The sequence below is a fragment of the Pseudoxanthobacter sp. M-2 genome, from assembly GCF_046156265.1.
Taxonomy (GTDB): Bacteria; Pseudomonadota; Alphaproteobacteria; order Rhizobiales; family Segnochrobactraceae; genus CAMDHY01.
On record NZ_JAWDIR010000022.1, the window covers coordinates 379058 to 400344 of the forward strand.

The window sequence follows — 21287 nt, forward strand, 5'->3', positions numbered from 1 at the left end:
GACGGTTCCGAAAATTCAGGCGCCGCACCGCCGCGCTCGCGCGCGGCGGCCCCCTCCGGCGGGCAAAGCCCGCCACCTCCCCCGCAAGGGGGGGAGGGTTAACACCCCCTTGCACCCACGCTGCCCCCGGCACGATAAGGAGCACCGCCCCCTTCTCCCGCCCGAGGCACCGCTTCGATGACGATTGCCGGCCATACCGAGGACGACGGCCTGACGCGCTACGCCGCGCTCGCCCGCCAGATCCTCGACGCCGCCGAGGCCGAGGGCTGGCCGACCGGCCACCGCCTCGCCGAGCCCAGGCTCGCCGAGCGCTTGTCGGTATCGCGGACGCCGGTGAGGAAGGCGCTCGAGCTGCTCGAACGCTGCGGCCTCGCCCGGCGCTCCGAGAAGGGCGGGCTCGAGCTCGCCGCCGAGCCGGGCTCGCCCGGCTTCGACCGGTCCCGCCTGCCGGGTTCCGCCACCGAGGAGTTCGCCCGCACCCTCGTCGCCGAGCACTTCGCGGGGCTCGTCGGCGAGCAGATCACCCAGGCCGAGCTCGCCGCCCGCTATGGCCTGCCGCGCGCCGCCGCCCTCGAGGTGCTGGAGGCGCTGCGTCGCGACGGCGTGGTCGAGCGCTCCGAGGGCCACCACTGGCTGTTCACGCCCGGCCTCGTCGACGACGCCTCCTTCGCCGAGAGTACGCGCTACCGCATCCTGATCGAGCCCGCGGCGCTGGCCGAGCCGGGCTTTTCCCCCAATCCGAACCGGCTGGAGGCGCTGCGCCGCCAGCACGCCGCTGTCCTCGCCGAGGACCCGTCGGTGCCGCCACGCCTCGGCGAACTGATGGAGCTCGACGCCGAGTTCCACGCCTTCCTCGGCGACTCCTCCGGCAACCGCTTCCTCGCCGCGGCGATCCGCCAGCACACGGAGCTCCGCCGCGTCGGCGAGTATCACCGCCAGGCGATGCGCGACCGTGTGCACGAGGTCTTCGCCGAGCACCTCGCCATCCTCGACGCCATCGCGGCGGGCGACCTCGCCGGCGCGGCGGCCCGCCTCAAGGCCCACCTCGAAGCCGGCCTCGACCGCCGCCCGGCATTCGACAAGGTCCGGGCCCTGGCGTTCCGTCGCCTGACGCGGCGGTAATGGCCTTTCCTGCCTCGGGCAGCGCAAGCCTCTCGAGTTGACGAGGAGCCGGAGCCGATCCGAAGCGCCATCCCGTGCCCGACCCGACGGCGCTACGGGATCGCCCCGCTCACCTGGGCATCGTAGAGACTGCGGGGCGCGCCGGGCGGGAGCGGCAGTACGACGGGCGGGTGGTCTGGGTCTGGGAGGACTTCGCCGGTGGCGCCGATGACCCAGGTGTAGGCGGTCGGGGGGCTGGCGACGTGGAAGCCCCGGTCGGCGGCGCTGTTCCAGACGACGACGTTGGCGCCCGCCCAGCCCTGGCCGCTGCCCATGTTGCCGCGGTCCACGACCGCGATCGACCCGGACACGTCGATGTTGTCGAACAGGATGCCGGCGGCCCAGCGCTGGTGCGGGCCGGCGCCGACGCGCGGCCCCTGCCCTTCGCAGTCCTGGAAGACGATCGGGCCGGCGGCGCGGGATTGCGTCGTCGCGACCAGCATGTTGTCTGCCTCGACGGAGCAGCGACGCACGAGGGTGCGCTGGCCATCGACGCTGAAGGCGAAGGCCGGCACCGGCCACCACGGCGGCAGGTCGTTGCGGCCGTGCACGTCCTCGATGGTGATCTCGCGCGCCAGCGCATCGACGACGACGTAGCTGGAGAGGTTGCGGAACCGCACGTCGCGGACCCAGGCATCCGACACCTTGTCCAAGCGGATGCCGGCCAGCCTAAAGTCCCGGAGTTCCTTGAACGGCACGGGAGCGAGCGGAGCCGCCGGCGTCCCGTCGATCGACAGGTTCTCGAGGCCGACACCGATGATTTCGCCGGGAAACGTGTAGCGCCAGACCGTGCCGCCGTCCGCGGCCTCGATGGCGTCGATGACGGGCGCGTCAAGGCCGATGGTGTCGCCGGTCACCGAGACGATGGTGCGCGCCATCAGGAGGCCGCGCCCGGGCTTCCACTGCACGGTCGTCCGGCCCGCCCGCGGCGGAATCTGGTCCATGCCGATTTCTGCCACGAAGGCCGCGGTGAACGGGCGCTGGACGATGACGCGGTCTCCGACGGAGAGGCCGTCAGCTGAATCGAGCGTTACCGCCTCGGCCCCCACGGGGACGTAGGCGTCGACGATGGCACGTGGTTCCTCCGTGGCGCGCCAGCGGCCGGCCCCTTCGATGCTGATCACCGGGCCCGGCGGCTGCTCGAACGACAGCACGGTGCCGCCATCGCCCGAGCCGGAGCCGCGCAGCACCACGCCGGAGGCGGAGATCTGCAGCGGTCCGTCGAGCCGGTAAGTGCCGGGTGCGAGGACGATGGCGCCGCGCACGCCCGATGACGGCAACGGACGGGCCGACACCGCGTCGATGGCCGCCTGGATCGCGGCGCGGTCGCCAGCGTCGGGCTGCGGGGCGAGGCGGACGGCTTCCGCCACGACGGGCAGCGCCGCCCCGGGGGCACCATAGCCGGCGGCCGAGAAGTCCGGGATGCGGTCGCCGTTCGCCGCCGGCACGATCTCGAGGCGACCGCCGCGGTCCGCGAGCCAGCCCTCGGCCTGTAGCGGGGACGCGACAACCGAAAGGATGGCGGCGAGCCAGACGATCCAGGTGGAGCCGAACGGACGCAAAGGCGGTCTCCCGAGGTTTCAACGAGAGGGGAGGGTAGCACGGCCAAGGTGGGGCCGCGGCAGGGCCCACCTCCGCAACAAGACACCGGAACGACCCCTCCCCCACTGCCCTCGTCTCCTCCCCCGCGCTAGCATCACCGGCATTTCGAGGAGGATTCGACCGTGGCCGAGAAACCCCGCTGCCGCATCGGCATGCACACCAGCCTGTGGGCGTCGTCGTGGACGCGGGAGGCGGCTGAACTCGCCATTCCCGAGGCGGCCGAGCACGGGCTCGAGGTATTGGAGATCGCGCTGCTCGACCCCGGCGTCGTCGACGTCGAGCACTCGCGGCGGCTGTTCGAGAAGCACGGCGTCGAGCCCACCGCCTCGCTCTGCCTGCCGTTCGAGGTGACGGCGCCACTCCTTCCGGAGAAGGCGGAGGCGTTCCTGACGACCGCCCTCGACACCGCCCACGCCCTCGGCTGCGATATCCTCTGCGGCGTCACCTACTCGACGCTCGGCTGGAAGTCCGGCGCGCGGCCGACGGAGGGCGAGTACGACAACATCGTCCGGGCGCTGAAGCCGGTCGCCCGGCGCGCCCGCGGCTACGGCATGGTGATCGGCCTCGAGCCGTGCAACCGCTACGAGACGCACCTCCTCAACACCGGCGCGCAAACGATGGCGCTGATCGAGCGCATCGACGAGCCGAACCTGACGGTGCACCTCGACACCTACCACATGAACATCGAGGAGAAGGGCCTCGGCGCCGCCATCCGCGAGGCCGGCAGCGCCTGCGCCTACATCCACCTGTCGGAGAGCGACCGCGGCGTGCCCGGCACCGGCACCATCGACTGGGACGAGACGTTCCGGGCGCTCGCCGAGGCGGGCTTTGCCGGCGACCTCGTGATGGAGAGCTTCGTGACGCTGCCGCCGGAGATCGCCTCGGCGCTCTGCGTCTGGCGCGACGTGGCGCCGGACCGGCACGCCGTGCTGGAGCGCGGCGTGCCCTATCTGAAGAGCCTCGCGAAGCTGCACGGCCTCGCCTGAGCGACGGCGCAGTACGACCACGCATCGGCTTTGGCGCAAATGATCGGGGGCAGTGCGAGCTGCCCCCGATCGCCGTTCCGGCTGCTGAAACGACCTGTCAGATGCGCTCGACGTAGGCGCCGGGGCGGCCGTTCTCGACGACGAAGCGGGCCGCCTTGTAGGGCGTGCCGTCCGGCGTCTCGACCTTCGTCACCATCCGCAACTCCGCATCGAGACGGTCACGGCCGAGCTTCATCAGGAAGTAGCCGCGACGATCGCCGTCATAGTAGCGGATGTGCTGGTTGTTCGGGATCATCGGCGCGTAGTAGGGCCCATACGGCGTGCCGTCGCCGCCGCTGGTGATCGCCGGCGTGACGAACTCGGTGGCGACGAGCTTCGAGTAGTCCTTCGAGAAGTCGCGCTTGATGTCGTTGACGAAGGTCGAGTGCCAGTCACCGGTGAGGATCACCGGGTTGCGCACCTTGGTGTCGACGATGGTGCCGAGCAGGCGGTCGCGGGCGCCGGGATAGCCGTCCCAGGCGTCGTTCCAGAAGCGGTCGACGGTCGGGCTCGAGTCGTGCTCGAGCTCGGCGACGAGGAGCTGCTGGGCGATGAACGTCCACTCGGCGTCGGATTTGGCGAGCGTCTTCTGCAGCCACGCCTCCTGGCCGGCGCCGAGCATCGTCACCTTCGGGTCGAAGGCGCCCTCGCAGCGGGCGGATTCGCCATCGCCGCAGGGGTTGTCGGAGCGGTACTGGCGGTCGTCGAGCATGATGAACTCGGCCGAGCGGCCATAGCGCAGGCTGCGGTAGATGCGCAGGTGGTTGTTCTTGTCGACCTGCGGCTTGGCGCGGATCGGCATGTGCTCGTAGAAGGCCTGGTAGCCCGCGGCGCGGCGGACGACGAACTCCTGCGGCGACGTCTGGTTGTATTCCGGGTGGCGGCCGGAATAGTCGTTCTGCACCTCGTGATCGTCCCAGATGACGACGAACGGATGGGCGTGGTGAGCCGCCTGCAGGTCGGCGTCCATCTTGTAGAGGGCGTACTGGTCGCGGTAGCGGGCGAGCGTCACCGTCTCGCCGGTGAAGCGGGCGGGGTCGAGGACGACGCCGCGAACGTTCTCGAGCGGGCTGTACTCGTAGAGGTAGTCGCCGAGGTGGAAGACGGCGTCGAGCTTCTGGGCGGCGACGTCGCGCAGCACCGTGTAGTAGCCCTCCTCCCACTTCTGGCAGGTGATCGCCGCGAAGCGCAGCTCGTCGACGAGATCGGTCGCCGCCGGCGCGGTGCGGAAGTGGCCGATCGGGCTCTCCTCCTCGGCGCCGTAGGAGAACTGGTACCAGTAGTGCCGGCGCGGCCGGAGGCCGGTGACCTCCACGTGGACGGAATGGGCGAGCTCGGGCAGCGCCGAGGCCTTGCCCTCCTGCACGACGTTGGTCATGGCCGCATCGGTAGCGATCCGCCAACGGACGCCGACGCCGCGGGCGGGCATGCCGCCGCCGACGAGGGGATCGGGGGCGAGGCGTGTCCACAGCACGATGCCGTCCGGCGTCGGGTCGCCCGATGCGACGCCGAGCGTGAACGGATTGGTGCCGAGCGAGGGCGCGGCGAAGAGGTCGTCGCCGGGGATCAGCGACAGCGCGATGGCGCCGGCGGACGCCTTCCAGGAGATGTCGAGCAGGCGGCGGCGGTCGAGCGGGCGGTCGAGGATGAGGCGGGTCATGCAGGGCTCCGCGGGTTGCGGAGGCGACCGCTGTCACCGCGGCGCACGCATCCCGGGCCGCGGGTCGCGGCGGACCGGCGGGCGGGGTCGGTACGGAGGGTGGGTCTTCGTGCGGCGGCGGGCCTGGGGCGGGACCGCCACCGAATCGGCGGGCGCCTCGGGGACAAGCGAACCCTAGAACCGTTCGATCACAGCTTCTTGACAGTAGGGCCGTCGCGGCGGGCGCTCAGTCGAACGGCAGCCCGACATAGTTCTCGGCAAGCGCGGTGGCGGCGGCGGTCGACGAAGTGACGTAGTCGAGCTCGGCGAGCTGGCGTCGGCGGTCGAAGGCGCTGTCGTCCTCGAACAGATGCAGCATCGACGTCATCCACCAAGAGAACCGCTGTGCCTTCCAGATTCGCCGCAGGCAGGTGTCGGAATAAGTGTCGAGGCCGGCGGTGCCGCCGTCCTGGTAGAAGGCCTCGAGCGCCCGCGACAGCACCAGCACGTCGGCGAGCGCGAGGTTCATGCCCTTCGCCCCGGTCGGCGGCACGATGTGGGCGGCGTCGCCGGCGAGGAACAGCCGCCCGTGCCGCATCGGCTCGACGACGAAGGAGCGCATGGCGGTGATCGACTTCTGCAGCACCGGCCCCTCGGTCAGCGAGAAGCCCGGCGCCGCGAGCCGGCGGTGCAGTTCGTCCCAGATGCGGTCGTCGGACCACGCGGCGACATCGTCGTCGGGCGGGCACTGCACGTAGAGGCGGGTGATCGTCGGCGAGCGCATCGAGGCGAGGGCAAATCCGCGTTCGCTCCAGGCGTAGATCAGTTCCTCGCTCGACGGCGGCGCCTCGGCGAGGATGCCGAGCCAGCCGAACGGGTAGACGCGGTCGTAGGCTGTCAGCACGCCGGCGGGGATCGCGGGCCGGCAGATGCCGTGGAAGCCGTCGCAGCCGGTGATGAAGTCGCAGGAAAGCTCCACCTCCTCGCCCTCGTGGACGAAGCGGATCACCGGACGATCGGTCTCGATCCCCTCGACCCGGGTGTCCGACACCTCGAAGAGCAGCGGCCGGTCGGCGGCGAGGCGGGCGGCAACGACGTCCTTCACCACCTCGTGCTGGCCGTAGACGACGACCTCCTTGCCGCCGGTGAGCGAGGGGAAGTCGATGCGGTGGCCGCGGCCGGCGAAGCGCAGCTCGATGCCGTGGTGGGCGAGGCCCTCGCGGCGCAGGCGGGCGCCGAGGCCGAGCTCGTCGAGGAGGGCTGCCGCCCAATGCTCGATGACGCCGGCGCGGATGCGCTCCTCGATGTAGGGGCGATCGTGGCGCTCGACGATCACCGCCTCGATGCCGGCGCGGGCGAGCAGCTCGCCGAGCACGAGGCCGGCGGGACCGGCGCCGACGATGCCGACCTGGGTGCGCAGCTTGCGCATGGATTTTTGCCTCCCGACACGCGACCCGTCGGGGTCACCATCGAGGCGACTGTGGCGCAAGGGAACGGGCGTCGCCATGCACGAAGCCGGCGCAGACTTGGACTTTTCGAGCGCCCGGACGTCCGGGCCGCCGGTCACCAGATCGCGTCGATGATCATCTTCAGCGCGGTGACGGTCAGAAGCAGGAGGATCGCCTTGTCGAAGGTGGCGTGGTCGACGCGGCGGCCGATCCAGGTGCCGACCGGCATGAACAGCGCCACCGGCAGGAGCGCGAAGGCGCTCTCCAGCCAGCGCTGCGGCGTCAGCACGCCGGCGACCGTCAGCGCCGGCACCTGGGAGACGGCGAACACCATGAACATCGCCGAGACGGCGAAGACGTGCGCGGCCCGCGCGAAGCGCATGGCGTGGATGAAGGTGACGCCGATCGGCGCCGAGATGCCGGTCGCCCCCTGCAGCACGCCGGCGGCGAAGCCGACGGGGGCCGACAGCATGAGGCCGAGGCCCGGCGCGATGCGGAAGTTCGGGCTCGTCAGGCGCAGTGCCACGTAGGCGAGCAGCATGAAGGCGAGGCCGAGCGACAAGAGCGTCTCGTCGATCTCGACCAGCAGCCAGGTGCCGAAGCCGATGCCGATGGCGCCGAGGCCGAGCATCGGCACGAGGAAGCGCATCTGCCCGCGCTCGCAGGCGTGCCGGTAGGACCACAGCTGCCAGGCGTTCGTGACGAGGGTCGGCACCACCAGGATGGCGATGGCGTGCGGCACGCCGATGAAGGTGGCGAGCAGCGTCACGCCGATCAGCGGCAGGCCCATGCCGGTGACGCCCTTGACGATGCCGCCGAGCCCGAGGCCGACGGTGACGATGGCGAGCGTGGTCGGTTCGAGCAAGGCGGAAAGGTCCGGTCGGGGGCGGGCAGCGGCGCTCGGCCGGCGTGCCGCGGAGGGCGGGGCTACCGGCGGCGCATCGGCGCGGTCGTACACGGCAGCGGAACCCTGTCTACGCCTCGCCGCGCGTGTCGACAAGACGGGGCGGCGACACGGCCTCCGGCGTCACAGTCGCCGGCGCCCGCCCCCTCAGGAGCGCGGCGGCGCGAGGCTGTCGACGCGGCCGTCGCGCACCTCGACGATCATGTCGGCGACCGCGGCGGCGTCCTCCGGCGTGTGGATCGACATGACGACGGTGAGACCGCGTTCGCGGCGGACGTCGTCGACCAGCGCGATCATCTCGCGGCGGAGGTCCTGGTCAAGGGCGGAGAACGGCTCGTCCAGCAGCAGCAGCGGCCGGTCGCGCACCAGCGCGCGGGCGAGCGCGACGCGCTGGCGCTGGCCGCCGGAGAGCTGGTTCGGCCGACGTGGGCCGAGGCCTTCGAGGCCGACGCGGGCGAGGCCAGCATCGACGCGCGCCCGGTCGGGGGCCGTCAGCCGCAGGCCTGGATGGATACCGAGGCCGACATTGTCGGCGGCGGTGAGGTGCGGGAAGAGGTTGTGCTCCTGGAAGACCAGCGTCAGCGGCCGCTCGGCCGGCCCGAGGGGCAGGAGATCGCGGCCGTCGAAGGTGAGCGTGCCGGAGGCGGGGCGAACGAAGCCGGCGATGGCGTGCAAGAGCGTCGTCTTGCCGCCGCCGGAGGGGCCGACGACGGCGCAGAGCGCGCCGCGCGGCACGGTGAGGTCGTAGCGGGCGGAGAAACCCGCCATCTCGACCGCAAGTTCAGAGACGATCAGCATCGGGACCTCCGCCGAGCCGGCGGGCGAGCAGGAAGGCGGCGAACGTGACGACGCCGATGAGAAGCGCGATGGCGGCCGCCTCGTCCAGGCGGTAGCTGCCGAGGCGCTGGTAGAGCAGCACCGGCAGCGTGACGAGCCGGCCGGAGCCGAAGAAGGCGGCGACGCCGAGATCGCCGAAGGAGAGCGCCAGCGCGGTGGCGAAGCCCGCCGCGAGCGGCGCCCGCAGCAGCGGCGCGTCGACGATGCGAAGGCGCGCGAGGCCGCCGATGCCGAGGCCGTCGGCAAGCCGCCCCCAGCGTTCGCCGGCGAGCATCAGCGGCGGCTCCACCCGTCGCAGCACGAAGGGCAGCGCGATCAGGCCGTTGACGAGCACGATCAGCGGCGCACCCAGCGCGAACGGGTTGGTGACGGCGCGGGCTGCGACGAACAGGCCGGCGGCGAGCGCGATCGGCGGCACTAGCAGGATGGCGAAGGCGGCGAGGCGCGGCAGCATGGCCCAGCGCGGCGCGGCGCGGTCGAGCTTCAGGTGGCGGGAGAAGGCGGCGAGCGACAGCGCCAGCGCCGAGGCGAGCACGGCCGCCGGCAGCGCGATGACGGCGCTCGTCACGGCGGCGTCGAGCACCTCGCGATCGAGGAGCCGCGGCAGCGCCGGCACGCCGGAGATGGCGACGGCGGCAACCGGCACCGCGACGACGGCGAGACCGGCGAGGCCGGCGAGGGTGTCGATCGCGCGCGGCAGGGCGGCGGCGCGGTCCGGCCGCGGCTGCCGCCAGCCGCCCTCCCCGCCTTCCGCCGGCCGCCGCTCGAGCGCCGCGGCGACGCCGATCAGCGCCAGGCAGCAGAGGATCTGAACGCTCGCCAGCACCGCCGCGCGGCCGAAATCGGCCTCCGACATGATCGCCTCGTAGATCGCGACCTCGAGCGTCGCCGCGCCGGGGCCGCCGCCGAGGGCCAGAACGATCGGGAAGCTCGTGAAGCAGAGCAGGAAGACGAGGCCGCCGGCGCCGGGCGCCTCGCGAAGCAGGATCGGCCGGTCGATCAGCCGGAAGATCGCGCCGGGCTTCATGCCGAGCTGCTCGGCAAGGCGGAAGTGCTCACCGGGCACCGCCTCCAGCGCCGCGAGGAAGACGCGGGCGCAGAACGGCGCGTTGAAGACGGCGTGGGCGATGAGGATGCCCGGCAGGCCGTAGAGCCAGCGGCCGGTGGAAAGGCCGATGGCGTCGCTGATCTCGCGGACGTAGCCGGCATTGCCGTAGACGGCGACGACGCCGAAGATCACCACCACCGGCGGCAGCACAAAGGCGAGGTCGAGCAGCGCCAGCACGGCACCGCGACAGGGAAACGCCGGCCGGCGAGCGAGCGCCAGCGCGAGGCTAGCGCCGAGGATGAGCGAGATCGCCGTCGAAAGCGTCGCCTGCAGCACGGTGAAGGCGAGGATGCCGCGCACATAGGCCCACGGCACCGCCGGCAGGGTGCCGGCGGCCGAAACGAGGCCGACCGCGGCGATCGCGACGACGCCGCCGACGAGGGCGAGCGCCGCGCCGCCGGCGAGCGCCGACGGCGCGAGCGTAAGGGCTCTCACCGGGAGGTCAGTTGCCGTAGGCGGCGAGCCACGCGTCGATCCAGGCGCGGCGGTTCTCCTGCACCACCTTCGGATCGAGCAGGAAGCTCTTCCCCGGCTTCGGCAGCGCCGCAAACGCCGGCGGCAGTTCGCTCTCCGGCAGCGCCGCCGGATACATCCAGTTGCCGGTCGGGATCGCCGACTGGAAGCCGTCGGAGATCATGAAGGCCATGAATTTCTTCGCAAGTTCGGGATCGTCGGTCGCCTTGGTGATGCCGGCGACCTCGATCTGCACGTAGTGGCCCTCGGGGAAGATCGCCGCGTGGAAGCCTTCCTGGTTCTCGGCGATGACGTGGTAGGCGGGCGAGCTCTGGTAGCTCAGCACCATGTCGGCCTCGCCCTCGATGAACATGCCGTAGGCTTCCGACCAGCCCTTCGTCACGGTGACGATCTTCGGCTTCAGCTTCGCCCACGCCTCGCCGGACTTGTCGCCATAGACCTCCTGCAGCCAGAGCAGCAGCCCGAGGCCGGGAGTGGAGGTGCGCGGGTCCTGGATGAGCAGCGTCGGACCGCCCTCGCCGTCGACGAGCTCGGCGAGGCTCTTCGGCGGGTTGGGAAGCTTCTTTTCGTTGTAGACGAAGGCGAACCAGCCCCAGTCGAAGGGCAGGAAGGTCTCGCTCGTCCACTCGACCGGGATGGTGAGGCCGGTCGGCGTGATGCCGTGCGGGGCGAACATCCCGCTCGCCTCCGCCTCGCCCATCAGGTTGGTGTCGAGGCCGAGCACGACGTCGGCCTGGGTGGCGTCGCCCTCGAGCTTCAGGCGGGCGAGCAGCGTGCCGCCGTCGTCGGCCGTGACCCACTCGAGGGTGCAGTCGCACTCCGCCTCGAAGCGCTCCTTGATGGTGCCGCCGGGGCCATATTTCGAGGGGAAGCCGTCATAGGTGTAGACGGTGAGGACGGGCTTGTCCTGGGCCGCCGCCGGGCCGGCCGCGAAGGCACCGAGGGCGAGCGCGGCGGTGAGGGCGGTCGCGACCGAGCGGCGAAGGCTGGGCGTGCGGGAGCGGTCCGGCTGGTTCTTGTCGGGCTGGTTCATAGAGCGGCATCCGGTGCGCGGGGAGCGGGAAACCGGGACGCGGCCATCCAGCGGCGCGGGCGAGCGCCGTCGGACTGAGAACGAGCAAGGGGGTAGCATTCGATTGAAGGCGCAAAGGCCGTCATCTCGATCCCTCCGCCGGCACGACCCGGATCAGGTTCGACGGGTTTACGGCTTGAAGCCGCCTCTCAGCCCGTGGGAACGGGCACCCCGTGAGACGAGTGGGACGTTAGACGACGAAGGGGGTGGGCCGCAAGGGTGGGACCGACGTCCGGATGGAGACCGACGCGGGGTCCGCGAACGGTGAAGGCTCGCAAGCGCGAAGGGCAGCGACGGGAGGTTCGAGCGCTCCCGGTGCCACGGCCTCAGGGCTCGGCGTCCGGCTGGCGCGCCGGAGCGGCGTCGGCGAAGGCGGGGATCTCGGCACAGGCGGCGGCCACCGCCCGCAGCCGCGGCATGGCCGAGGTGTCGACGCCGAAGCGGTCGGCCGAGGCCATTTGCGGCACCAGGCAGACGTCGGCGAGGCCCGGCCTGTCGCCGAAGCAGAACCGCCCGTCGCCGCCGCTCCGCACGACGAGCGCCTCGCAGGCGGCGAGCCCGTCGCCGAGCCAACGCGCACACCAGGCATCGAGCCCGGCCTGTGTCTGGCCGAGCTCCTCACGCAGATATTTCAGCACCCGCAGGTTCTGCAGCGGATGGATGTCGCAGGCGATGACCTGGGCGAATCCTCTGACCAGCGCCCGGTGCTCGGGATCGGCGGGAAGCAGCGGCGGCGCCGGGTGCGTCTCCTCCAGCCACTCGATGATCGCCAGCGACTGGATGAGGGTGGTGCCGTCATCGAGCTCGAGCGCCGGCACCAGGCCTTGCGGACTGAGCGCCAGATAGTCCGGCGCACGCTGCTCGACCCGCCGCAGGTGGACGAAGCGATGGTCCTCGATCGCCACGCCCTTGAGATTGAACGCAATGCGGCACCGCCAGGCGGCGGACGAACGGAAATAGCCGTGGAAGATCATTCGGCCGGTCCTACCCTCAGCTCGATCGGCGGCAGGCCGTCGATGCCCCCGTGGATGACATCGCCAGCTACGACGGCGCCGACCCCTGCCGGCGTACCGGTATAGATCAGGTCGCCCGGCGCCAGGTGGTAGAAGCGCGACAGGTGGGCGACGAGCTCGACCGTCGACCACACGAGGTCGGACAGGTGGGCGTCCTGCTTCACGACGCCGTTGACGCTGAGCCAGATGCGCTGCGGCCCGATGGTGCCGACCTCGGCCGCCGGCACCAGCGATGAGATCACCGCGGACTGCTCGACGTTCTTGCCGAGATCCCACGGGCGCTGCTTGGCGCGGGCGGCGAGCTGCAGGTCGCGCCGGGTCATGTCGAGGCCGCAGCCGTAGCCCCAGATGGCGGCGGTCGCCGCCTCCGGCGAAGCCCGGAAGACGGGCGCCCCGATCGCCAGCACGAGCTCCATCTCGTAGTGGAAGTTCCCGGTGCCCGGCGGATAGGCGATCGTGGCGCCGCTCTGCACGAGCGCCTGCGCATCCTTCAGGAAGTAGAACGGCGCCTCGCGATCGACCTCGACGCCCATCTCGGCGGCGTGCTCTGCGTAGTTGCGCCCGACGCAGAAGATCCGGTGGACCGGATAGTGCGCCGAACCGGCCGGCACCGTCGGATACTGCAGAGGCGGGAACAGATGTCGGGACATGAACGCTCCTTCAGAGCTCGGATGTCGGGTCGACCGCCACGCCGGGCAGCGGTTCCTCGTGCGAAAGGCCTGGTGCCGCCGGTCCGGCCGGCGGACCTCGCCCGGTGATCCAGCGGGCGAGGTCGGCGGCACGGCCGCGGATGGCGGAGCCGCCGGCGCCGAGGCGGATTGGGGACGCGCGATCGGTGGCAATGAGCGTGCGGTCGGGACCCTGCCAGGTCGCCGCCGCCTCGGCGAGGAGACGGTCGAGGAAGCCCTCCGGCGCGTCGCGCAGCGAGCCCCCGGCGTCGAGATCGACGGCGCCGAGCCAGAGCGCGCGGGCGCGAAGCCAGGGCGTGTCGCGGGTGGCGATCACGGACCCGTCCGGCAGCGTCAGGGGGGCGTCCCAGGCGGGGCCGGAGAGATCGCGCCATTCGACGTCGAGATGGGCGGCCGCGTGACTGACGAGGTGGCGCAGCGCCCGCGCCGGCAGCGAGGCGCCGTTCTCGATCTCCACCCTGCGGGCCTCCTCCGAGGCGTGCATCGGCTGCATGGCACCGCTCGCCGCACCCTCCGCCAGACAGGCGAGCGCCCGCGCCTGATAGCCGAGGCGGGCGACGACGTGCGCCCTCGTCCAGCCGGGCACAGCACTCGGCGCGTACAGCGCCGCGTCCGGCAGCTCGTTCAAAAGCCGGGCGACGCAGGCCGTGCCGAGCCGCGCCCAGAGCAAGGCCTCGGCCGGCGCTTCGGGTGCGTCATGGCGCGCGCCGGCGCCCTGCCGGACGCGCAGAGCGGCACGGGCCGCTTCGAGGGGATCCATCTCCGGCCTCCCCGCCTCAGCGGTCGCCACCCTCGACCTGTGTGCGGGCGAAGCTCAGCCGCTCCATGATCGGCGCGTCGGAGAAGCGGAAGAGGTCGAACGATCCTTCGGCGGCCAGCGACCAGGCGCACCAGGACGGCACCACGAACAGGTCGCCCGTCTCTAACGACGTCTCGCCACCGTCGAGCGTCACCACGCCGCGTCCCTCGAAGACCTGGAAAACAGACGAGCCCACCTCGCGGCGCGTCTGCGTCACCGTGCCGGGGCGCAGGCGGTGGAACTCGGCGCGGATGGTCGGCATGACGTCGCCACCGGTGGTCGGGTTGACGTAGCGGACCGCCGCGTGGCCCGGCGCGACAGTGGCCGGCTGGCCCTCCTCCTCGAGGAGGAGCTGCTCGGTCAACGCCCGGTCGGTGACCTCCCAGCGGTAGGCGCCGATCGGCGAGGAGACGGTGTCGCGCAGCCCCGAGAGCGGCCTGAGGCCCGGATGGCACCACAGCCGCTCGCCGCGCGAGAACGCCGGCGTCGCGGCGTCGGTGACGCGTTCCGAGCCGAACTCGAAGAAGCCGACGTCCATCTGCTGGGCGAACGGGATGTCGAGGCCGTCGATCCACGCCATCGGATGGTCAGTGACATTGTGGTGGCCGTGGAAGTTCCAGCCGGGGGTGAGCAGGAAGTCGCCGCGGCTCATCCGCACCGGGTCGCCGTTGACGACCGTCCACACGCCCTCGCCCTCGACGACGAAGCGGAAGGCGTTCTGCGAGTGGCGATGCTCCGGCGCGGTCTCGCGCGGGCCGAGATACTGGATCGCCGCCCACAGCGTCGGGCTGACATAGGCATGGCCGCCGAGCCCCGGATTGGCGAGGCCGATGGCACGGCGCTCCCCGCCACGCCCGACCGGCACCAGCTCGCCCGAGCGCTGCGCCAGCGGATAGAGGTCCTTCCACGCCCAGACGTGCGGCACCGCCTTCGGCTTCGGCGTCAGCGGCATCAGGTCGTTGGTCTGGGTCCACAGCGGCATCAAATGGTGACGCTCGAAGTCGGCATAGAGCCGGGCGAGTTGCGCCTCCTCCTCCGCAGTGGGGGCGGCTGGGGCCATCGTCACGGCGACCGACATCGCGTCCTCCCTCGTCACGCCGGCTCCCCGGCGTCGTACGCGCCGGGTGAAATTTGCCGGTGATTATTGGTAAGTATGCCTATGATGAGTATACCCGTCAATGTAGCGAATGGGGGGTGATGGTGCTATGCGGACGGGGGTGCAGCGCAGCAGCGGGGCGCGGGAGCGATGACCGACATTCACGCCATGCCGGGCTACCTCGTCCGCCGATTCCAGCAGATCGCAGTGGCGATCTTCCTGGAGGAGGTGGCCGGCGTCGGGCTCGAGCTGACGCCGGTGCAGTTCGCCGCCCTGTCGATGGTGGCGGCGCAACCGGGCGTCGACCAGGCGACTCTCGCCGGCCTCATCGCCTACGACCGCAGCACCATCGGCGGCGTCGTCGATCGTCTCGTGCAGAAGGGCTACGTCGCCCGCCATGTCGCCGGGCGCGACCGGCGGGCCCGGGAACTGCGCCTGACGCCCGCCGGCCATCGGGCGCTCGAGGATGTCCTGCCCGCCGTCGCCCGTGCCCAGGAGAGCATCCTGTCCGGCCTCGACGCGGACGAGCGCCGTGTCCTCATCGCGCTGCTGACGAAGGCGACGGACGCGGTGAACGAGCGCAGCCGCGCCCCGCTGCGCGCCGCCGCGTCGAAAGACGCCGACTGACCGGCCGCTAGCGATCGATCACGAGGCGGTTCGAAGCCGCGCGCGAGACGCAGAGGCACATCCGGTCGCCGGCCCTCTGTTCAGCCTCGGTCAGGAAGACGTCGCGGTGGTCGGGCACCCCCTCGATCACGCGGGTGAGACAGGTTCCACAGATGCCCTGCTCGCAGGAGACCTCGACCACCACCCCGATGCGCGCCAGCGCCGCGACGATGGTCTCGTCCGCGGCGACGCGGACGCTGACGCCGCCGCTCGCCGCCAGCACGACCTCGAAGCCCGCGCCGGCCCCCACCGTCGGTGCGGCGCCGAAATACTCGCGGTGGATGCCCGCGTCGGGCCACCCGTTCGCCAGGGCTGCGCCGATCGCGGCCGCCATGAACAGCTCCGGACCGCAGACGTAGAGGTGGGCTCCGTCGCCGCGATCGGCGACGAGGGCGGCGAGCCGGGCCTGCGTCGCCACCGCGTCGAGGCCCGCGTGCACGTGCGCCCGCGGCGCCAGCGCGCCGGCGAACAGGTCGCCGAAGGCGGCGTGCTCCGGCCCGCGCACGAAATGGTGGAGCGCGAACGCGCCACCGTCGCCAGCGAGATGGCGGGCCATCGCCAGCAGCGGCGTCACGCCGATGCCGCCGGCGAGCAGCAGATGGTGCGCCGCCCCGGCCGCGAGGGGAAAGTTGTTGCGCGGCCGGCCGATCTCCAGCCGGTCACCGACGGCGAGGCGGTGCATCGCCGCCGAGCCGCCACGCGAGTGCGGCTCTCGCTTCACCGCGAGGACGTAGACGTCGCGATCGTCGGGGCCGTTGCAGAGCGAATACTGCCGCATGATCGACGCCGCCGGTGCCGCGCCGGCCGTCACGGTCGCCGCGCCGCGCAGGTGAACGTCGACATGGCTGCCGGGCGTCGCGGGCGGCAACAGCGCGCCGTCGGCGCTTTCGAGAACGAAGCGGCGGATCTCGGCCGTCTCGTCGTGCAGCGCGCGCACGCGCACCGTCAGGCGGTCGCCGGCAGGCGCGGCGACGGGTGTGGCGGCCTGCGCGACCGCGGGCATGGTCGTCATCGGATGGGTCTCCGCTGCGGCGGGGCGCGCACTCTTCCGGCGCCCCGGGCGGCGTCGGACGGCCCGGAGCATACGTTGCGCAGGGGCCGGGGGTCAGGCGCCGACGGCGAGACGCTCCGACGGTCGGCGCTCGGCGGCGATCATCTCGTCGATGATGCGGCGCCAGTGCACCACACCGGCGTCGGTCTCGAGCAGCACGCGCTTCAGCTCGTGCGGCGGCGTCAGGTCGATGATGCGCTGCTGGGCGCGGATCATCGGCTCGTCCTGTTCCTCGAAGGCGAAGCGGCGCAGGTCGGAGATCTTCTGCCGCATCTCCTCGGTTTCGGAGCCGGCGCGGATGTTCCAGCGCGTTGCGGCGAACTGATAGTGGGTGGTGCGCTCGGTCTCGGGGGTGAGGATGTGGGTGCCGAAATAGCCGGTACCCTCTTCCTTCGGGCGCCCGGGCGGCGTCACGCCGACATCGAGCAGAAGGCAGCTCGGCGGATCCCAGCGGAAATCGGTCCAGCAATCGACCGGCGCGCCGTCCTGGCGGAAGAGCATGTCGAACATGCCCGGCGGCGGCACGTTGCGGGCGGTGCGGATGACGTTGAGGGTCCGGCCGCTCTGCCGGACTTCGGTCGGCGCCGCGATCATCGGCTGGTTGCCGAGGATGCCCTCGTGCAGGAAGCTCGTATGGCTGCAGTCGAGCAGGTTGTCGACGATGAGGTCATAGGCCGCGTCCATCACCATGTGGTCGCGGCGCGTGACGCTCGGCCCGGTGTCGTCGAGCTTGGAAAAGTCCGGGATCAGGGCCGGATCGGCGGCCTCGTCGCCGAGCCATATCCATAGGCCGGTGTGGCGCTCGACCACCGGATAGCTGCGCACCCGCGCCGCCGCCGGGATGCGCCCCGACGGGTGCGGATTGCGGACGCAGGCGCCGCTGCCGTCGAACTCGAGCCCGTGGTAGCCGCAGACGACGCGGTCGCCGTCGAGGCGCCCCATCGACAGCGGCGCCGCCCGGTGGGCGCAGCGGTCGTCCAGCGCGACGACAGCTCCTCCGGACGGACGGAAGAACACGAGCGGCTTGCCGAGCAACGTCCGCGCAAACAGCTTGCCGGGCTCGATGTCGGCGCCCCAGGCGGCGAAGTACCAGGTGTTCTGTAGAAATTCCAAGGCCGTTCTCCCGGTTGGGACGGTCGGTCGGGCCGGCACCGCGTCACGGTCGATACCGGCAATGCGGGCGCCCCTCTCCGGGGGCCGACCGCGTCGTTCGCCGGCCACGGAGCCGGCGAACGATCGTGGGACCAGCCGCGTGGCGCCGGCGGTGCGGCTCTCAGGAGCCCATCTTGCACTCGGCGGCGTAGGGATCGGCGCCGCGCTCCAGCACCAGGCCCTTGGAGACGACGCCCCAGGTGCCGTCGGCCCCGGCCTCGACGTCGAGGGCGTAGTAGTTGTCGAGCGGCATGTGGTTGGCCCCGAAGACGAGCTTGCCGCGCACGGAGGCGAAGTCGGCCGCCTCGAGGCCCTTGCGGACGGCATCCCGGTCGGCGAGGTCGCCGCCGGCCGCTTCCACCGCGGACTTGATCAGTGGCAGCACGTCGTAGGCCGCGGCGGCATAGTTCGACGGCAGGCGCTCGTACTTCTGCTGGAACGCTGCGACGAAGCGCGTGTTCTCTTCGGTTTCGAGCGCCGGATACCAGTAGTCGACGAGGCTCGAGCCGAGGGCACCGGTGACGTTGCCCTTCTGCAGGTTCGGCAGGGCGATGTTGTCGATGGTATAGACGGTGAAGAGCTTGGTCGTGTCCTTCAACCCGGCCTGCTCGAACTGTGTCATGAAGGCCGAGGCGCGGCCGGGATAGAAGGCGAAGAGTGCCTCGGCGCCACTCGCGCGCACCTTGGCGAACTCGGCCGAGAAGTCGAGCTGCGGGTCGTCACCCCACTTCGTGAAGTCCTGGCCGACAACTTCGCCCTTGTAGGTCCGCAGCAGCCCCGCGACGACGTCCTTGCCGGCGGCATAGTTGGGCGCCATCGTGTAGATCTTCTTGACACCGCGCTTGTTCAGTTCCTCGCCGAGGGCCATCGACATGACGTCGCCCTGGCCGCGCATCGAGAAGAAGTCGGGGTCGCACAGCTTTCCGGCCATGTCCGAGGGCGCCGCATTGGCGCTGATCAGGAAGGTGTCGGCGTCGAGCGCCGCCCGGCGCGAGGCGAGCAGCACATTCGACCAGATGTAGCCGGTGATGAAGTCCACCTCGTCCTGGCGCACCAGCTTTTCCGTCTTCTGGCGGCCGACGACCGGCTTCAGCCCGTCGTCCTCGAAGATCAGGCGCACCGGCTTGCCGGCGATGGTGCCGCCCATCTCTTCGAGGGCGAGGGTCATCGCGTCCTGGACTTCGCGACCGATGACGGATGCCGGGGTGGTGAGCGTCGTGACGACGCCGACCTTGATCTCGTCTTCGGCGGCGCCAGCGGGGATGGTGGCCGCGGCCATGACCACGGTGGACACGGCGGCGGTGGCCGCGAGAAGCGACCGCGAGCGTTTCAGCATTGATCCTCCTGGGCGCCGCGACATCGGGCGCCGGCGTGCCGGACGTCTCAGGGCGCCGGCGAGGCGCCCGGCGCTCGGCCGGCGGGTTCCATCCCGGGTGATTTCTTGGTTTTCGGCCGCCCCCACCCTGGGCTTCTGATATATACCGATTGATCGGTATCTTTTGTCAAGAGGCTCGAACCGTTCTGAAATGTCGATCGCGAGCATGCGGCCGGGATGGTTGGGGTTATGATGGTTAGGAAACGGGGACGCGTGCGTGCTTGAGGAAAAACCGGATCGGCTGCGGCGACGGACGCAGGAGACGCGCAGCCGCGAGACCCGCGAGAAACTGCTCCGCGCCACCATCGACGTGCTGCTCGAGAGCGGCTATGCCGGCCTGACCACCGCCCTCGTTGACGCCCGCGCCGGCGTGACGAGCGGTGCCCGGGTGCATCACTTCCCCACGAAGGCCGACCTCGTGATCGCGGCCACCGCCTATGTCTACGAGCGCTGCGGCGAGCTCGGCCAGCAGCGCGCGGAGGCGGCCAGCTGCTCGCAGGAACCCTTGCGCGACTATGTCGACGACTGCCTGTCGATCTATTTCGACTGGCCGTTCATCGCCGCCCTCGAGGTCGTCCTCGCCGCGCGCAGCGATCCGGCGCTGTTCGCCAAGATCCACCCGGTGCTGCAGCGCTTTCACGACGGCATGCGCCGCACCTGGCTCGAGGCGCTGGTGCGGGCCGGCTACGACCGGACACAGACGGAAATCGATCTGCGACTGACGCTCAACCTCCTGCGCGGCATGGCGACGAACCGCATCTGGCAGAACGATGCCGAGGAATACCGGCGGCTGATCGACGATTGGCTCGGCCGGGTGAAACTCGTCCGCGGCGGCGATGCGACGACAGCGGCTGTCGCCGGGCCGCGGGCGCCGAAGCGGCCGCGCCGGCGCGCCTGACCGCGCGGCGGCCGTTCACTCTTCGCAGCGCGGCACTGACAACCGGCGGGCGAATGCCGACAGGTGGCGGCGTGCGGCACTGTCGGAGGCGAGGATCGCCTCCTCCGTGCCGATGAGGGTGACGACCACCTCCGCTTCGCCCTGCCAGTTGGTCACCGGTGCCGCGACGGCGCGCAACCCCGGCACGAACCGGCCGTCGACGCTGGCGAGACGGCGCGCCCGGGTGTCCGAGATCAGGGCGGCGATGCTGTCTTCCCGCGGCGACACGTCCGGCCACTCGATCCCCGCCGCGAGCGCACGCTCGATCTCGAGGCGCAGGAGGCTCTCGGTCAGCCGGCGCGGCAGGAAGGCGAGGAAGACGCGTCCGCTCGCCGAGGTGAGCAGCGGCAGCGTGCTGCCGAGGCCGAGCGAGGTGACGGTGAAGCTCGGCACGCGCTGCCAGCGCACGACGGTGGCGCCGCGGTTGCCCCACACGGTCAACAGCGAGGTGAGGTCGGTCTCCTGGCTGAGCTCCTCGAGCCCGTCAGCGGCGCGGTTGACGAAGTCGTTGCGGGCGAGGGCGGCGAGGCCGAACTCGCTCGCAAACGGGCCGAGATCATACCGGCCCGAGCGCTCGCGCTGCACCACGAAGCCGGCGTGGATGAAGCTTGCGAGGTAGCGGTGCACCTTGCTCGCCGGCATGCCGGCGGCGCGCGCGATGTCGGTGAGCGTCACGGGGCCGGGAAAGCCGGCGAGCGCCCGCAGGACCGACAGCGCCGCGTCGAGCGACTGGATCCCGCCCCGGGCGTTCGCGTCCCGCGTCTCCTCGCCCTCGTCGACGGCGGTCAGCTCAGCAGGTCCCGCAGCTCCGGCGGGATCGGGGCGCCGCGTGCCCGTCCGTCCGCGTCGATCAGTGCCCATGCCCGAACCTCGAAGGCCTCGGCGACGAGATCGCCGTCGCGGCTCACCCGATAGCACAGCTTGAACCGCCTCTCCTCCCACTCGACGACCTCGGCGCTGATCGCGAGCTCGTCGTCATAGCGCGACGGTCGACGAAAGGTGGCGCCGACGTCGACCAAGGGCGTCACCCCACCGAAGCGGCGGGTGAGCTCGCGCTGGCTCAGCCCGCGGCTGCGCAGGAGGCGCTGGAAGGTGCAGTCCAGCCAGTAGAAGTAGTTGGGATAAAAGACGATTCCGGCTTCGTCGCAATCCCCCCACTCCACCGTCAGGCGGTTCTCGAACATCCTCATCCTCCCGGTTGCGCCGCTTCCGTGCGGATAGTTATTGCGTATCGCGCAA

20 protein-coding genes and 1 riboswitch are annotated in these 21287 nt (G+C 71.3%); of the genes, 4 read left to right on the top strand and 16 right to left on the bottom strand.

The features are described from left to right. Positions 1 to 177: 177 nt before the first annotated feature. Positions 178 to 1122: an FCD domain-containing protein gene (locus RUR49_RS13425; RefSeq protein WP_409146885.1), complete on the top strand. Its 945-nt coding sequence runs from the start codon at positions 178 to 180 to the stop codon at positions 1120 to 1122. A 92-nt stretch (positions 1123 to 1214) separates the two neighbouring features. On the opposite strand, the gene RUR49_RS13430 is transcribed toward RUR49_RS13425, so the two are convergent. Continuing rightward, entirely contained in the window at positions 1215 to 2723 is a 1509-nt protein-coding gene (locus RUR49_RS13430; RefSeq protein ID WP_409146886.1) for a hypothetical protein, read from the bottom strand. A 162-nt stretch (positions 2724 to 2885) separates the two neighbouring features. Between RUR49_RS13430 and RUR49_RS13435 the strand changes: the two genes are divergently transcribed. Next, positions 2886 to 3749: a sugar phosphate isomerase/epimerase family protein gene (locus RUR49_RS13435; RefSeq protein WP_409146887.1), complete on the top strand. Its 864-nt coding sequence runs from the start codon at positions 2886 to 2888 to the stop codon at positions 3747 to 3749. 97 nt (positions 3750 to 3846) lie between these two features. Here RUR49_RS13435 and RUR49_RS13440 read toward each other — a convergent pair whose 3' ends face one another. The 10 genes from RUR49_RS13440 to RUR49_RS13485 all read right to left on the bottom strand — a co-directional run bounded on the left by RUR49_RS13440 (position 3847) and on the right by RUR49_RS13485 (position 14849). Then, on the bottom strand, positions 3847 to 5448 hold the full coding sequence (locus RUR49_RS13440; protein WP_409146888.1) for an alkaline phosphatase D family protein: 1602 nt from the start codon (positions 5446 to 5448) through the stop codon (positions 3847 to 3849). A 226-nt stretch (positions 5449 to 5674) separates the two neighbouring features. Then, positions 5675 to 6847 carry a 4-hydroxybenzoate 3-monooxygenase gene (pobA, locus tag RUR49_RS13445; RefSeq protein WP_409147142.1) on the bottom strand — a complete coding sequence of 391 codons (1173 nt, stop codon included), beginning with the start codon at positions 6845 to 6847 and terminating at the stop codon, positions 5675 to 5677. A gap of 143 nt (positions 6848 to 6990) precedes the next feature. Beyond that, the gene (locus RUR49_RS13450) at positions 6991 to 7740 is read right to left on the bottom strand and encodes a sulfite exporter TauE/SafE family protein (protein ID WP_409146889.1); all 750 of its coding nucleotides are present in this window, start codon (positions 7738 to 7740) and stop codon (positions 6991 to 6993) included. Positions 7741 to 7926: 186 nt separating this feature from the next. After that, entirely contained in the window at positions 7927 to 8577 is a 651-nt protein-coding gene (gene thiQ, locus RUR49_RS13455; RefSeq protein WP_409146890.1) for a thiamine ABC transporter ATP-binding protein, read from the bottom strand. Beyond that, a complete protein-coding gene (locus tag RUR49_RS13460) occupies positions 8561 to 10159 on the bottom strand; it encodes an ABC transporter permease subunit (RefSeq protein WP_409146891.1) in 1599 nt (532 codons plus the stop codon). The genes thiQ and RUR49_RS13460 overlap by 17 nt, the downstream gene beginning before the upstream one ends. A 7-nt stretch (positions 10160 to 10166) precedes the next feature. Beyond that, the gene (thiB, locus tag RUR49_RS13465) at positions 10167 to 11231 is read right to left on the bottom strand and encodes a thiamine ABC transporter substrate binding subunit (protein ID WP_409146892.1); all 1065 of its coding nucleotides are present in this window, start codon (positions 11229 to 11231) and stop codon (positions 10167 to 10169) included. A gap of 112 nt (positions 11232 to 11343) precedes the next feature. After that, a riboswitch (TPP riboswitch) is annotated at positions 11344 to 11454 on the bottom strand. Between the two features lie 142 nt (positions 11455 to 11596). Further along, the gene (gene maiA, locus RUR49_RS13470; protein ID WP_409146893.1) at positions 11597 to 12244 is read right to left on the bottom strand and encodes a maleylacetoacetate isomerase; all 648 of its coding nucleotides are present in this window, start codon (positions 12242 to 12244) and stop codon (positions 11597 to 11599) included. Beyond that, positions 12241 to 12933 carry a fumarylacetoacetate hydrolase family protein gene (locus RUR49_RS13475; RefSeq protein ID WP_409146894.1) on the bottom strand — a complete coding sequence of 231 codons (693 nt, stop codon included), beginning with the start codon at positions 12931 to 12933 and terminating at the stop codon, positions 12241 to 12243. Before RUR49_RS13475 ends, maiA begins: the two co-directional genes overlap by 4 nt. A 10-nt stretch (positions 12934 to 12943) precedes the next feature. Further along, positions 12944 to 13732 (bottom strand): maleylpyruvate isomerase family mycothiol-dependent enzyme, encoded by a 789-nt coding sequence (locus RUR49_RS13480; RefSeq protein WP_409146895.1) that lies wholly within the window; start codon positions 13730 to 13732, stop codon positions 12944 to 12946. A gap of 16 nt (positions 13733 to 13748) precedes the next feature. Further along, positions 13749 to 14849, bottom strand: a complete 1101-nt coding sequence (locus tag RUR49_RS13485; protein ID WP_409146896.1) for a cupin domain-containing protein — start codon at positions 14847 to 14849, stop codon at positions 13749 to 13751. Between the two features lie 168 nt (positions 14850 to 15017). Here RUR49_RS13485 and RUR49_RS13490 point away from each other — a divergent pair, with 168 nt between their 5' ends. Further along, positions 15018 to 15494: a MarR family winged helix-turn-helix transcriptional regulator gene (locus RUR49_RS13490; RefSeq protein ID WP_409146897.1), complete on the top strand. Its 477-nt coding sequence runs from the start codon at positions 15018 to 15020 to the stop codon at positions 15492 to 15494. A gap of 7 nt (positions 15495 to 15501) precedes the next feature. Here the strand turns inward: RUR49_RS13490 and RUR49_RS13495 are convergent, their stop codons facing one another. From RUR49_RS13495 to RUR49_RS13505, 3 genes are all read right to left on the bottom strand, one after another. Continuing rightward, entirely contained in the window at positions 15502 to 16545 is a 1044-nt protein-coding gene (locus RUR49_RS13495; RefSeq protein ID WP_409146898.1) for a PDR/VanB family oxidoreductase, read from the bottom strand. Between the two features lie 93 nt (positions 16546 to 16638). Continuing rightward, a complete protein-coding gene (locus tag RUR49_RS13500) occupies positions 16639 to 17697 on the bottom strand; it encodes a Rieske 2Fe-2S domain-containing protein (protein WP_409146899.1) in 1059 nt (352 codons plus the stop codon). Between the two features lie 160 nt (positions 17698 to 17857). After that, entirely contained in the window at positions 17858 to 19072 is a 1215-nt protein-coding gene (locus RUR49_RS13505) for an ABC transporter substrate-binding protein (protein WP_409146900.1), read from the bottom strand. Positions 19073 to 19328: 256 nt separating this feature from the next. On the opposite strand from RUR49_RS13505, the gene RUR49_RS13510 reads away from it, so the two are divergent. Beyond that, positions 19329 to 20009 carry a TetR/AcrR family transcriptional regulator gene (locus RUR49_RS13510; RefSeq protein ID WP_409146901.1) on the top strand — a complete coding sequence of 227 codons (681 nt, stop codon included), beginning with the start codon at positions 19329 to 19331 and terminating at the stop codon, positions 20007 to 20009. Positions 20010 to 20024: 15 nt separating this feature from the next. Here the strand turns inward: RUR49_RS13510 and RUR49_RS13515 are convergent, their stop codons facing one another. Together RUR49_RS13515 and RUR49_RS13520 are read right to left on the bottom strand one after the other, a co-directional pair. After that, positions 20025 to 20909 carry an IclR family transcriptional regulator gene (locus RUR49_RS13515; RefSeq protein WP_409146902.1) on the bottom strand — a complete coding sequence of 295 codons (885 nt, stop codon included), beginning with the start codon at positions 20907 to 20909 and terminating at the stop codon, positions 20025 to 20027. Next, positions 20834 to 21232, bottom strand: coding sequence for an acyl-CoA thioesterase (locus RUR49_RS13520; RefSeq protein WP_409146903.1), 399 nt, complete (start codon positions 21230 to 21232; stop codon positions 20834 to 20836). The genes RUR49_RS13515 and RUR49_RS13520 overlap by 76 nt, the downstream gene beginning before the upstream one ends. Positions 21233 to 21287 lie beyond the last annotated feature (55 nt).

Bases quoted from the DNA above. Each gene is read 5' to 3' on its own strand.
- thiQ (WP_409146890.1), bottom strand. From the start codon at position 8,577: ATGCTGATCGTCTCTGAACTTGCGGTCGAGATGGCGGGTTTCTCCGCC.
- RUR49_RS13515 (WP_409146902.1), bottom strand. From the start codon at position 20,909: ATGGGCACTGATCGACGCGGACGGACGGGCACGCGGCGCCCCGATCCC.
- RUR49_RS13475 (WP_409146894.1), bottom strand. From the start codon at position 12,933: ATGTCCCGACATCTGTTCCCGCCTCTGCAGTATCCGACGGTGCCGGCC.
- maiA (WP_409146893.1), bottom strand. From the start codon at position 12,244: ATGATCTTCCACGGCTATTTCCGTTCGTCCGCCGCCTGGCGGTGCCGC.
- RUR49_RS13485 (WP_409146896.1), bottom strand. From the start codon at position 14,849: ATGTCGGTCGCCGTGACGATGGCCCCAGCCGCCCCCACTGCGGAGGAG.
- RUR49_RS13440 (WP_409146888.1), bottom strand. From the start codon at position 5,448: ATGACCCGCCTCATCCTCGACCGCCCGCTCGACCGCCGCCGCCTGCTC.
- RUR49_RS13495 (WP_409146898.1), bottom strand. From the start codon at position 16,545: ATGACGACCATGCCCGCGGTCGCGCAGGCCGCCACACCCGTCGCCGCG.
- thiB (WP_409146892.1), bottom strand. From the start codon at position 11,231: ATGAACCAGCCCGACAAGAACCAGCCGGACCGCTCCCGCACGCCCAGC.
- RUR49_RS13490 (WP_409146897.1), top strand. From the start codon at position 15,018: ATGACCGACATTCACGCCATGCCGGGCTACCTCGTCCGCCGATTCCAG.
- RUR49_RS13520 (WP_409146903.1), bottom strand. From the start codon at position 21,232: ATGTTCGAGAACCGCCTGACGGTGGAGTGGGGGGATTGCGACGAAGCC.
- RUR49_RS13425 (WP_409146885.1), top strand. From the start codon at position 178: ATGACGATTGCCGGCCATACCGAGGACGACGGCCTGACGCGCTACGCC.
- RUR49_RS13480 (WP_409146895.1), bottom strand. From the start codon at position 13,732: ATGGATCCCCTCGAAGCGGCCCGTGCCGCTCTGCGCGTCCGGCAGGGC.
- RUR49_RS13505 (WP_409146900.1), bottom strand. From the start codon at position 19,072: ATGCTGAAACGCTCGCGGTCGCTTCTCGCGGCCACCGCCGCCGTGTCC.